At 69.3% G+C, this 12057-nt stretch carries 11 protein-coding genes and 2 pseudogenes; 4 read left to right on the forward strand and 9 right to left on the reverse strand.

Going from position 1 to position 12057, the window contains the following annotated elements:
• Positions 1–255 precede the first annotated feature (255 nt).
• From ABZ904_RS40235 to thyX, 3 genes are all read right to left on the reverse strand, one after another.
• Positions 256–1941 carry a ribonuclease J gene (locus tag ABZ904_RS40235; RefSeq protein WP_361829081.1) on the reverse strand — a complete coding sequence of 562 codons (1686 nt, stop codon included), beginning with the start codon at positions 1939–1941 and terminating at the stop codon, positions 256–258.
• A gap of 127 nt (positions 1942–2068) precedes the next feature.
• Complete coding sequence (dapA, locus tag ABZ904_RS40240) at positions 2069–2968, reverse strand: 4-hydroxy-tetrahydrodipicolinate synthase (RefSeq protein ID WP_359405713.1); 900 nt, start codon at positions 2966–2968, stop codon at positions 2069–2071.
• Positions 2969–3177: 209 nt separating this feature from the next.
• On the reverse strand, positions 3178–3918 hold the full coding sequence (thyX, locus tag ABZ904_RS40245; RefSeq protein WP_359405710.1) for an FAD-dependent thymidylate synthase: 741 nt from the start codon (positions 3916–3918) through the stop codon (positions 3178–3180).
• A gap of 239 nt (positions 3919–4157) precedes the next feature.
• Here thyX and ABZ904_RS40250 point away from each other — a divergent pair, with 239 nt between their 5' ends.
• Positions 4158–4394: a hypothetical protein gene (locus ABZ904_RS40250; protein ID WP_359405707.1), complete on the forward strand. Its 237-nt coding sequence runs from the start codon at positions 4158–4160 to the stop codon at positions 4392–4394.
• 119 nt (positions 4395–4513) lie between these two features.
• Positions 4514–5071: a hypothetical protein gene (locus ABZ904_RS40255; RefSeq protein ID WP_359405704.1), complete on the forward strand. Its 558-nt coding sequence runs from the start codon at positions 4514–4516 to the stop codon at positions 5069–5071.
• Positions 5072–5236: 165 nt separating this feature from the next.
• On the opposite strand, the gene ABZ904_RS40260 is transcribed toward ABZ904_RS40255, so the two are convergent.
• From ABZ904_RS40260 to rpsO, 5 genes are all read right to left on the reverse strand, one after another.
• Positions 5237–5689 (reverse strand): hypothetical protein, encoded by a 453-nt coding sequence (locus tag ABZ904_RS40260; RefSeq protein ID WP_359405701.1) that lies wholly within the window; start codon positions 5687–5689, stop codon positions 5237–5239.
• Positions 5690–5695: 6 nt separating this feature from the next.
• Positions 5696–6448 carry a 4-hydroxy-tetrahydrodipicolinate reductase gene (gene dapB / locus ABZ904_RS40265; RefSeq protein WP_359405698.1) on the reverse strand — a complete coding sequence of 251 codons (753 nt, stop codon included), beginning with the start codon at positions 6446–6448 and terminating at the stop codon, positions 5696–5698.
• Between the two features lie 48 nt (positions 6449–6496).
• Positions 6497–7876, reverse strand: a complete 1380-nt coding sequence (locus ABZ904_RS40270) for a pitrilysin family protein (RefSeq protein WP_359405695.1) — start codon at positions 7874–7876, stop codon at positions 6497–6499.
• Positions 7873–10098: a polyribonucleotide nucleotidyltransferase gene (locus ABZ904_RS40275; protein WP_359405692.1), complete on the reverse strand. Its 2226-nt coding sequence runs from the start codon at positions 10096–10098 to the stop codon at positions 7873–7875. Before ABZ904_RS40275 ends, ABZ904_RS40270 begins: the two co-directional genes overlap by 4 nt.
• Before the next feature lie 329 nt (positions 10099–10427).
• Positions 10428–10715: a 30S ribosomal protein S15 gene (gene rpsO / locus ABZ904_RS40280; RefSeq protein ID WP_138052768.1), complete on the reverse strand. Its 288-nt coding sequence runs from the start codon at positions 10713–10715 to the stop codon at positions 10428–10430.
• Positions 10716–11007: 292 nt separating this feature from the next.
• On the opposite strand from rpsO, the gene ABZ904_RS40285 reads away from it, so the two are divergent.
• Positions 11008–11304 (forward strand): DUF397 domain-containing protein, encoded by a 297-nt coding sequence (locus tag ABZ904_RS40285; RefSeq protein ID WP_359405688.1) that lies wholly within the window; start codon positions 11008–11010, stop codon positions 11302–11304.
• A 140-nt stretch (positions 11305–11444) separates the two neighbouring features.
• Here ABZ904_RS40285 and ABZ904_RS40290 read toward each other — a convergent pair.
• A pseudogene (locus ABZ904_RS40290) lies at positions 11445–11700 on the reverse strand (type VII secretion integral membrane protein EccD); the annotation flags it as partial.
• On the opposite strand from ABZ904_RS40290, the pseudogene ABZ904_RS40295 reads away from it, so the two are divergent.
• A pseudogene (locus ABZ904_RS40295) lies at positions 11689–12057 on the forward strand (type VII secretion protein EccE); the annotation flags it as partial. The pseudogenes ABZ904_RS40290 and ABZ904_RS40295 sit on opposite strands and share 12 nt — an antisense overlap.

Below are 12057 nucleotides of genomic sequence, written 5' to 3' on the forward strand. Positions count from 1 at the left end.
ACTCTATCAGATCTTTTCTCGACCCGATTTCCTCGGTTGCTTTCCAGGTTTTCGCTTTCGCGTTTCCCTTTCCGGCGACCCCGACTTTATCAGAGATTCTGAGTCAGGATTTCCGCCCCCCTGGGGACGGTCCCAGGCGCTCGGTTGCGCCGGGTTCCCCCGTTGGCAGAGCCGTAAACGTACTGGAGCGAGGCGCCCCGATGCAAATCGGGGCGCCTCGCTCCGGGTTCACCCGTGCGAGGAACTGACGGTCTGTCAGACCTCAACGACCACAGGCAGGATCATCGGCCTGCGCCGATAGGAGTCCGAGACCCACTTGCCCAGGGTCCGCCGCACCAGCTGCTGCAGCTGGTGGGGTTCGACGATCCCGTCCTGGGCCGACCGCTCCAGCACCTCCGTGATCTTCGGGAGCACCGCGTCGAACGCGGAATCCTCGATACCCGAGCCGCGCGCCTGGAGGTAGGGACCGCCTGTGATCTTGCCCGTCGACGAGTCCATCACCACGAAGACCGAGATGATGCCCTCGTCGCCGAGGATCTTCCGGTCCTTGAGCGCCGGCTCGCCGACGTCACCGACCGAGAGGCCGTCGACGTACACGTACCCCGCCTGGACCTTGCCGGAGATCTTCGCCTTGCCCTCGACGAGGTCGACGGCGACGCCGTCCTCGGCGATGACGATCCGGTCGTGCGGGACACCCGTGAGCGCGCCCAGTTCGGCGTTCGCCCGAAGATGGCGCCACTCGCCGTGGACCGGCATCAGGTTCTTCGGACGGCACACGTTGTAGAAGTACAGCAGCTCGCCCGCGGACGCGTGGCCGGAGACGTGCACCTTCGCGTTGCCCTTGTGCACGACGTTCGCGCCCCACCGGGTCAGGCCGTTGATCACGCGGTACACCGCGTTCTCGTTGCCCGGGATCAGCGAGGACGCCAGGATCACGGTGTCGCCGTCGACGATGCGGATCTGGTGGTCCCGGTTCGCCATGCGCGACAGGGCCGCCATCGGCTCGCCCTGGGAGCCTGTGCAGATCAGCACGATCTCGTGGTCCGGCAGGTCGTCCAGCGTCTTGACGTCCACCACCAGGCCCGGCGGCACCTTCAGATAGCCCAGGTCCCGGGCGATGCCCATGTTCCGGACCATGGAGCGGCCGACGAAGGCGACCCGGCGGCCGTACTCCTGTGCCGCGTCGAGAATCTGCTGGATGCGGTGGACGTGACTGGCGAAGCTCGCCACGATGATCCGCTTGCGGGCACCGGCGAAGACCTGGCGCAGCACATTGGAGATGTCGCGCTCGTGCGGGGTGAACCCCGGGACCTCGGCGTTGGTGGAGTCGGCGAGCAGCAGGTCGATGCCTTCTTCGCTCAGCCGGGCGAACGCGTGCAGGTCGGTCAGCCGGTTGTCCAGCGGCAGCTGGTCCATCTTGAAGTCGCCCGTGTGGACCACCATGCCGGCGGGAGTGCGGATGGCGACCGCCAGGGCGTCCGGGATGGAGTGGTTGACCGCGACGAACTCGCAGTCGAAGGGGCCGATGCGCTCACGCCGGCCCTCGGCGACCTCGAGGGTGTACGGACGGATGCGGTGCTCCTGAAGCTTCGCCTCGATGAGGGCGAGCGTCAGCTTGGAGCCGATGAGCGGGATGTCGGGCTTCTCGCGCAGCAGGAACGGAACGCCGCCGATGTGGTCCTCGTGACCATGGGTCAGGACGATGCCCTCGACATCGTCGAGACGGTCTCGGATGGACGAGAAGTCCGGCAGGATCAGGTCGATTCCGGGCTGCTCCTCCTCGGGGAAGAGCACTCCGCAGTCGACGATCAGCAGGCGGCCGCCGTACTCGAAGACCGTCATGTTCCGGCCGATCTCGCCGAGACCGCCGAGCGGGGTGACCCGCAGGCCGCCTTCGGGGAGTGGCGGGGGCGAGCCAAGTTCAGGGTGCGGATGACTCAAAAGACTCTCCTCACCATGCACGCCACGTACCTGTGGGGCACGCGGCGCGCATGACGTTCGTGCAAAAGCGGTCGTCAATGTGGGGTGCAGGCACCTTCGTCCTGCCTATTCAGTTGTGAAGTCGTTGTCAGAGCTGTACCCCGCCGGCAGCAAGATCGATCTTGAGCTGGGTGGTCTCCTCGGGTGAGAGCTCGACCATGGGCGGGCGCAGCGGTCCGGCGGGCAGGCCCTGGAGGGCGAGCGCGGCCTTGGTGGTCATGACGCCCTGGGTACGGAACATGCCGGTGAAGACCGGCAGCAGCTTCTGGTGGATCTCCAGCGCCTTCTGCACGTCGCCGCTCGAGTAGGCCTCGACCATGGCCCGCAGCTCGGGCGTGACGATGTGGCCGACCACCGAGACGAAGCCGACGGCACCCACGGAGAGCAGGGGCAGGTTGAGCATGTCGTCGCCGGAGTACCAGGCGAGGCCGGACTGAGCGATGGCCCAGCTGGCGCGGCCGAGGTCGCCCTTGGCGTCCTTGTTGGCGACGATCCGCGGGTGCTCGGCCAGCCGGACGAGGGTCTCGGTGTTGATCGGGATGCCGCTGCGGCCGGGGATGTCATAGAGCATGACGGGGAGGTCGGTGGCGTCGGCGATGGCCGTGAAGTGCCGGTACAGGCCCTCCTGCGGGGGCTTGTTGTAGTACGGCGTGACGGTCAGCAGACCGTGCGCGCCCGCCTGCTGCGCCGCACGCGCCAGCTCGATGCTGTGGTGGGTGTCGTTGGTTCCGACGCCGGCGACGACATGGGCGCGGTCGCCGACGGCCTCCAGGACGGCTCGTACGAGATCCGATTTCTCCGCGTCACTCGTGGTGGGCGACTCACCCGTGGTGCCGTTGATGATCAGGCCGTCGTTGCCTGCGTGCACCAGGTGGGTGGCGAGCCGCTGCGCGCCGTCGAGGTCGAGTGCGCCGTCCGCCGTGAAGGGCGTGACCATGGCGGTGAGGATCCGCCCGAAGGGGATCTGCGGAGTGGAGGTCGGAGCCATGGGTACACGCTACTCGCTGCCCTGCGCGGGGTCTGCCCTTGGGTGGTCCGAAAAAGTCCTGACATATGCGGAGCCCGGCACTGCCTGCTCGGGGGTTCAAGCAGTGCCGGGTCCGTTTGATCAGGCTAGATGAACTACTCGAAATGCCGCAATACGGACACTTCGCTCGGCTGACCGCACATCTGTGCCCGAGGGGGATGAGGAGCGCGTTACGGGGCCACGCGCCCGTTGTCGTTGAACGCGGCGTGGGTGAGCGGCATGAGCCTGGACCACTCCGCCTCCATCTTCTCGCCCACCATCTCGATCTCCCGCTGCGGGAAAGAAGGCACCTTGGCCAGCTCGTGCTGGGTGCGCAGGCCGAGGAAGTGCATCAGCGAGCGGGCGTTGCAGGTCGCGTACATCGACGAGAAAAGTCCGACCGGCAGGACCGAGCGGGCGACCTCGCGGGCGACACCGGCGGCGAGCATCTCCTGATACGCCTCGTAGGCCTGCACGTACGAGTCCTCCATGACACGTCCGACCAGCTCCTGCTGGGCCTGGGTGCCCTCGACGAACCGGTACTTGCCCGGGCGGCCCTCCTGCACCAGCTTGCGGGACTCGGCGGGGACGTAGAAGACCGGCTGGAGCTCGCGGTAGCGCCCGCTCTCCTCGTTGTACGACCAGCCCACCCGGTGCCGCATGAACTCGCGGAAGACGAAGATCGGGGCGCTGATGAAGAAGGTCATCGAGTTGTGCTCGAAGGGGCTGCCGTGCCGGTCCCGCATCAGGTAGTTGATCAGGCCCTTGGAGCGCTCCGGGTCCTTCTTCAGCTCGTCCAGGGACTGCTCACCGGCGGTGGAGACGCGGGCGGCCCACAGCACGTCGGAGTCGGCCGCGCTGTGCTTGACCAGCTCGACGGTGACGTCGCTGCGGAAGCTGGGCTTGAGGTCGTCGGCGGGGGTGTCGGTCACGGTGTGGAGAGTCCTTCCCATCACAAGCTCGGGCGGCGCCCACTCTACGGCCCGGCACTGACAACGGGGCGTTCGGTACCGGTCCGCGACATTCGCCGCCGAACTTCTGCGAATTTGGCGAAAGAGGGCACCTTTCCCGCCGTTCGCGCGTCTGTGTTGGTGACGGCGATCCGTTCGCGTCACCCCGTCTTCACATCCCGGACCCCCGGTCCTGCCAGCCCAGAGGAGAAGCGCTCCCCATGTCCCGTCGGCGCGAGCCCGTACCGTTCGCCTTCCTCGCCGAAGCCGACTCGTTCCGCAGCAATGTCGCTCCCCCGCCCCGCGCGCGTGCCTCGGCCGGTCAGCTGGCCGGCCGCTGGCTCCTGGGGCTCACCGTCGTCGCCGGGCTCGTCGGCGCCCTGGTCATAGGAATGCCGGCCATGTCGCAGCCGTCGCCCGCCGCGACACAGCACTCCGAGGCCTCCACCGGGCGGTGACGCCTCAGGTCGCCCGCGCGGCCCACAGGCACCGCACTTGGACCCCCAAGGGTGGTGGGCGTGGACACGTCTCGATAGCCTCACCGGGCACAGCCCTATGGACCGAGTGAGGATCAGCCGTGCCCCTGCCCTTCCTGACGGCCGACCGTGCTTCCGAACCGGCCGCTGACGACCTCCCGCTGCCGTACGACAATCGCGACCGCTGGCGGCGCCCCTACCGTCCCGGCCCCTGGCGGGTCGGCGCGGCCGCGCTGCTGCTGCTGCTCGCCTCGTATGTGCTCTTCGCGGCCGTCATCATTGGGCTCACCGGCACGCCCTCCGGCGCCGGCACGGTGCTCGGCATCGGCGTGGTCGTCATAGCCGCCGCCCTGCGCCTGCTGCGGATGGGCGTCTGGGTGAGCGCACGTGGACTGCGCCGGGTGGGCTTCTTCGCGACGAGCACGGTGCCCTGGGAGCGGGTCGTCGCGGTTCGGACGGTGCAGCAGCCGGTGCGGTGGCTCGGGCTGCCGCGCACCGTTCAGGGGCAGGCTCTCGTCCTCGTACGCAGGGGCCGTGCGCCCGAGGACATGCCGCCGCTGCTCACCACGCACGGCGCCGACTTCCTGGCGCGTCCGCAGGCCTTCGACCGGTCGGCGGACACGGTCGAGGCGTGGGCCGCGGAGTACCACCGGGGCTGAGGCCATGCGACGACGAAGGGCCGGCCCGCAGCGTGCGGGCCGGCCCTTCGTCGTGCGTGACGGCTCGGGCGTCTTGTCGCCCGGCCCGCGATCTGCGCACGGCCTCCGTCGGCTCGCACGCACGGCACCCCCTGCCGGCGCGGGCCCGCCGGGGCGCCGCACCGGTCAGGCCTGGACCGTCCTGCCCTCGCGCAGGGCGATCGCCCGCTGCATCGCCTTGCGGGCGCGGGGCGTGTCACGGGCGTCGTGGTAGGCGATGGCCAGCCGGAACCAGCTGCGCCAGTCGTCCGGGGCCGCCTCCGTCTCCGCCTTGCGCCGGGCGAAGACCTCGTCGGCCGAGTCGCGGTCGATCCGGCCGCTGGGGGTGCGCCTCAGCTCGTCGACGGGCAGCCCGCCCTCGGCGTCCAGCTCTGCGGCAAGCCGGTTGGCCTTGCGTACGAACTGGGTGTTCTTCCACAGGAACCAGACGCCGATGGCCGGCAGGATCAGCACCGCGACACCGAAGGTCACGGTGACGAAGGTGCCGTTCTGGATCAGGAGCACACCGCGGCTGCCGACCAGGACGAAGTAGACGACCAGGACGGCGGCCGTGACGGCGTAGGTGATCTTGTCGCGCATCGACGGCTACTTCAGGTCGAGGAAGTGCTCGAGGCCGAAGGTCAGGCCCGGGGTGGTCACGACGCGGCGGACGCCGAGCAGGATGCCCGGCATGAAGCTGCTGTGGTGCAGCGAGTCGTGGCGGATGGTGAGGGTCTCGCCCTCACCGCCGAGCAGCACCTCCTGGTGGGCGAGCAGGCCGCGCAGTCGCACGGCGTGCACCGGGACGCCGCCGACGTTCGCCCCGCGGGCGCCGTCCAGGGCCGTCGCCGTGGCGTCGGGCTGCGGGGCGCTGCCCGCCTTCTCTCGGGCGGCGGCGATGAGCTGGGCGGTGCGTGTGGCGGTGCCGCTCGGGGCGTCCACCTTGTTCGGGTGGTGCAGCTCGATGACCTCGACGGACTCGAAGTACGGGGCGGCCACCTCGGCGAACTTCATGGTCAGCACGGCGCCGATGGAGAAGTTCGGCGCGATGAGGACGCCCGTCTGCGGGGACGGCGCCAGCCAGTCCCTCAGCTGCGCGAGGCGCTCCTCGGTCCAGCCCGTCGTACCGACCACGGCGTGGATGCCGTGCCCGACGCAGAAGTCGAGGTTGCCCATCACCGACGCCGGGGTGGTCAGCTCCACCGCCACCTGGGCGCCGGTGTCCACGAGGGTCGCCAGCTTGTCGCCACTGCCGAGGGCGGCGACCAGCTCCATGTCCTCGGCGGCCTCGACGGCCCTGACCGCCTCCGAGCCGATCCGGCCCTTGGCGCCGAGGACCGCCACACGCAGCTTGCTCATCTCTTTTGCTTCCTTACGGAGGGGTTCAGGCGACGGCTACGGAGGGGTTCAGGCGACGGCTTCGCTCAGACGGGATGCCTGCTTGTCCTTGAGCGGGCCGATGACCGACAGGGAGGGCCGCTGCCCCAGGATGTCCTGGGCCACCGACCGGACGTCGTCCGGGGTGACAGAGGCTATCCGGGCCAGCATGTCGTCGACGGACATCTGGTCGCCCCAGCAGAGCTCGCTCTTGCCGATACGGTTCATCAGCGCGCCCGTGTCCTCGAGTCCGAGGACCGTGGAGCCCCTCAGCTGGCCGATGGCGCGGGCGATCTCGTCGTCGGACAGACCGTGCTCGGCCACGTGGTCCAGCTCGTCGCGGCAGATCTTCAGGACGTCGTGCACCTGGCTCGGCCGGCAGCCGGCGTACACGCCGAACAGGCCGCAGTCGGCAAAGCCGGAGGTGTACGAGTACACGCTGTAGGCGAGGCCCCGCTTCTCCCGGACCTCCTGGAACAGGCGCGACGACATGCCGCCACCCAAGGCGGTGTTCAGCACGCCGAGCGCCCAGCGGCGGTCGTCGGTGCGGGCCAGGCCGGGCATGCCGAGGACGACGTGCGCCTGCTCGGTCTTGCGTCCCAGCAGCTCGACGCGGCCGGTCGTACGGATGGCACGCCGGCCGTCGCGCGGGGCGATGGGGGCGGCGTCGGTCCGTATGAGGGCGCCCGCCTTCTCGAAGGCGGCACGCACCTGACGTACGACCTTGTTGTGATCGATGTTGCCGGCGCACGCGACCACCAGGTGGGTGGGGTCGTAGTGCTTCTTGTAGAAGCGGCGGATGCGGTCCGCGGTCAGGGCGTTGACGGTGTCGACCGTGCCGAGGACCGGGCGGCCGAGCGCGTTGTCGCCGAACATGGTGTGCGCGAACAGGTCGTGCACACAATCGCCCGGGTCGTCCTCCGTCATCGCGATCTCCTCGAGGATCGCGCCGCGCTCGACGTTGACGTCCTCCTCGAGGATCAGCGAGCCGGTGAGCATGTCGCAGACGACGTCTATGGCGAGCGGCAGGTCGGTGTCGAGCACGCGTGCGTAGTAGCACGTGTACTCCTTCGCCGTGAACGCGTTCATCTCGCCGCCGACCGCGTCGATCGCGGACGAGATGTCGAGGGCGTTCCTGCGCTGGGTGCCCTTGAAGAGCAGATGTTCCAGGTAGTGCGTGGCACCGTTCAGGGCGGGCGTCTCGTCGCGCGACCCGACGTGCGCCCAGATACCGAAGGTGGCGGAGCGCACGGAGGGCAGGGTCTCGGTGACGACGCGCAGGCCTCCCGGGAGGGTGGTCTTGCGGACCGTGCCGATGCCGTTGGTGCCTTTGATCAGGGTTTGGGTACGGGCGACGGCCCGCGCCTCGGTTGAGGTGCGGGCCGTCGCCTTGAAGCCACGGGACGTCACTTGTCGGTGTCGTCCTTCGCCTCGTCGGCGTCGCCTTCGTCCTCACCCTCGATCACGGGGACGAGGGAGAGCTTGCCGCGGGAGTCGATCTCGGCGATTTCGACCTGGACCTTCTGGCCGATGCCGAGGACGTCCTCGACGTTCTCCACGCGTTTGCCGCCGGCCAGCTTGCGGATCTGCGAGATGTGCAGCAGACCGTCCTTGCCCGGGAGCAGCGAGACGAACGCGCCGAACGTGGTCGTCTTCACGACCGTGCCCAGGTAGCGCTCGCCGACCTCCGGCATGGTCGGGTTGGCGATGCCGTTGATCGTGGCGCGGGCGGCCTCGGCGGAGGGGCCGTCGGCGGCACCGATGTAGATCGTGCCGTCGTCCTCGATCGTGATCTCGGCGCCGGTGTCCTCCTGGATCTGGTTGATCATCTTGCCCTTGGGGCCGATGACCTCGCCGATCTTGTCGACCGGGATCTTGACGGTGATGATCCGCGGGGCGTGCGGGGACATCTCGTCGGGCCGGTCGATGGCCTCCATCATCACGTCGAGGATGTGGAGCCGGGCGTCACGGGCCTGCTTGAGGGCCGCGGCCAGGACGGAGGCCGGGATGCCGTCCAGCTTGGTGTCGAGCTGGAGAGCGGTCACGAACTCCTTGGTGCCGGCGACCTTGAAGTCCATGTCGCCGAAGGCGTCCTCGGCGCCGAGGATGTCGGTCAGCGTCACATAGTGCGTCTCGCCCTCGATCTCCTGGGAGATCAGGCCCATGGCGATACCGGCGACCGGGGCCTTCAGCGGCACACCGGCGTTCAGCAGCGACATGGTGGAGGCGCAGACCGAGCCCATGGACGTCGAGCCGTTGGAACCGAGGGCCTCGGAGACCTGGCGGATCGCGTAGGGGAAGTCCTCGCGCGAGGGCAGGACCGGGACCAGGGCGCGCTCGGCGAGGGCGCCGTGGCCGATCTCGCGGCGCTTCGGGGAGCCGACACGGCCGGTCTCACCGGTGGAGTACGGCGGGAAGTTGTAGTTGTGCATGTAGCGCTTGCGGGTCACCGGCGAGAGGGTGTCCAGCTGCTGCTCCATGCGCAGCATGTTGAGGGTGGTGACGCCCAGGATCTGGGTCTCGCCACGCTCGAACAGGGCCGAACCGTGGACCCGCGGGATGGCCTCGACCTCGGCGGCGAGCGTACGGATGTCCGTCACGCCGCGGCCGTCGATGCGCTTCTTCTCCTTGATGACGCGCTCGCGGACCAGGGTCTTGGTCAGCGAGCGGTACGCGGCGGAGATCTCCTTCTCGCGGCCCTCGAACTCCGGCAGGAGCTTCTCGGCGGCGAGCTGCTTGACGCGGTCGAGCTCGGCCTCGCGCTCCTGCTTGCCGGCGATGGTGAGCGCCTGGGCCAGCTCGGGGCGGACGGCGGCGCTCAGCGCCTCCAGCACGTCGTCCTGGTAGTCATGGAAGATCGGGAACTCGGCGGTCGGCTTGGCGGCCTTCGCGGCGAGGTCCGACTGGGCCTTGCACAGCACCTTGATGAAGGGCTTGGCGGCCTCCAGACCGGCGGCGACGACCTCCTCGGTCGGCGCCTCGGCTCCGCCCGTGACCAGCTGGATGGTCTTGTCGGTGGCCTCGGCCTCGACCATCATGATCGCCACGTCGCCGTCCTCCAGGGCGCGGCCGGCGACCACCATGTCGAAGACGGCGTCCTCGAGCTCGGTGTGCGTCGGGAAGGCGACCCACTGGCCGTTGATCAGCGCGACGCGGACGCCGCCGATCGGGCCGGAGAAGGGCAGGCCGGCCAGCTGCGTGGACGCGGACGCGGCGTTGATCGCCACGACGTCGTACAGGTGGTCGGGGTTGAGCGCCATGATCGTGGCGACGACCTGGATCTCGTTGCGCAGGCCCTTCTTGAAGGACGGGCGCAGCGGGCGGTCGATGAGACGGCAGGTGAGGATGGCGTCCTCGGACGGACGGCCCTCACGGCGGAAGAAGGAGCCGGGGATCTTGCCGGCTGCGTACATCCGCTCCTCGACGTCGACCGTCAGCGGGAAGAAGTCGAGCTGGTCCTTGGGGCTCTTGGACGCGGTGGTGGCCGACAGCACCATGGTGTCGTCGTCCAGGTACGCGACTGCCGAGCCGGCGGCCTGCTTGGCCAGGCGGCCCGTCTCGAAGCGGATCGTACGGGTGCCGAAGGAGCCGTTGTCGATGACGGCCTCGGCGTAGTGGGTCTCGTTCTCCACTAGCGTTTTCTCCTCGTCTTCGTCCTTCGCTGCCCGTGTGGCAGGGGGACGGTGGCGGAGAAGCGCCCTTCTGGTGCGGGCCGGTCTTCGATCGAAGCACCCGGGGCTCACGTCCCCCCGGGGGCCACTACCGAGGACCGGCGGCGGCGAGGTGCGCTTCTCCTCGTTCGGTGTGTGCCTCGCGCCCGGTGGGCCCGGGCGTTCCTCACACTGCGTTGTTCGTATTGCGTTGGCGTTGTGCTACCACACTACAAAGCGGTGGTGACAGTCCGCACGTACAGCAAAGGGAGCGGCCCCCTTCTCATGGGAACCGCTCCCTTCACGGCGTCTTACTTGGCGCCCGCCGCACCGCGGCGGATGCCCAGGCGGTCGACCAGCGTACGGAAGCGCTGGATGTCCTTCTTGGCCAGGTACTGCAGCAGGCGGCGGCGCTGACCGACCAGGATCAGCAGACCACGGCGGGAGTGGTGGTCGTGCTTGTGGGTCTTGAGGTGCTCGGTCAGGTCCGAGATGCGACGGGACAGCATGGCGACCTGGACCTCGGGGGAGCCGGTGTCGCCCTCCTTGGTACCGAACTCGGACATGATCTGCTTCTTCGTAGCGGCGTCGAGCGACACGCGTACTCCTCGTAGTCTTCTGATGGCTTCCGAGTGCCCCTGGTCTGCATCTCAGGGGAGCTTCCGTGACTCGGGAGGCGGGGATCCGCCGGGGCGCGGCCTCCAGATCCCTGGGAAACCCTTGGTGGGTCGGCTCGGGGTCCGGGGGTGCGTACACGAACGGTCGTCACACAGGGTACCAGCAGGCGGACGCCGCCCTTGCCACGGTCCCCGAACCGCCCGGCCGGCACCCGGACGGCCACTAGGGTGAGCCACTGGATCATCCGCACGCCGGGGAAGGGGTCGCTTCGCCATGACGGAAGAAGTGAACGAGGACGTCAAGGCGCGCAAGGAGCGGGAGCGGGACGAGCTCTACTCCCTCGACATCTCGGGCGTCCAGTGGCACAGCGCGCCGGGTACCGAAGAGCAGGAGGAGCGGGTCGAGATCGCCTACCTGCCCGGCGGCGCCGTGGCGATGCGCTCGTCACTCGACCCCGAGACGGTACTCCGGTACACGGAAGCCGAGTGGCAGGCGTTCGTCCTGGGGGCGCGGGACGGGGAGTTCGACCTGGAGGCGGGGGGGCCTGGCGGGGCGGTTGAGGCGGAGTGAGCGGGAGAGGCCCGGTTTCCGTCCCGGCCCCCGGCGAACGGGAGCGGGCAGGGGCGCCACCCCTGTGACGCCGAAGCCCGCGTCCGCACACGCTTCGCTCCGAGGTCGGTCATCGCCGTAGCCGGAGCCATGGAGCCCGACTATGCGCTGGTCATCGCACGCGCCGTCGCGTACACGTCGAAGACGGCCAGGGTCAGCGGGATCAGCGTGAGCAGGACGAAGCCCTCGGCGATCTCCAGGAAGCGGTCTCAGAAGGGGGTGACCTCCCCCGCCCCTCGGCAGAATCAGCCCGAGCGCCGGGACCACGGCGGACGCGGCTCCGATCACGGCGGTCAGCCAGATGGTGCGGAGGTCCAGGGCCGTGCCGTCCCCGGTCAGCGCTTCGCTCATCAGGGTCTGACGGGGACCGGGTACCGGGTCACGGTGCTGAACGAGGAGAAGCTGACCGCTGCCGTCGCCACCACCGTCTACGCCGATCCTCTGGTGACCGCCGTGGCCGGAAGGGCCGATGTGCCGCCGCGGCGGAACGAGGAGTCCGGCCGGAGCCGGCGCTGCGACAACCGGCGGCACACGACGTACTGGATCCGGCGATGGCCCCAACCCGGCGGCTCGGGATCCCCCTTGCACCAGCTGGACGCACTCCTCGCAGCGGTTCCGGCGCCGGCCACCACGTTCAGTCTCACCCTGGGGCGCGGGGAGCGGCAGGAGGTGTCGCTCGCCGGTCCCCTGCGGGTGACCGGGCGCGGAGACGCG

This window comes from Streptomyces sp. NPDC046900, assembly GCF_040644975.1.
Classification (GTDB): domain Bacteria; phylum Actinomycetota; class Actinomycetes; order Streptomycetales; family Streptomycetaceae; genus Streptomyces.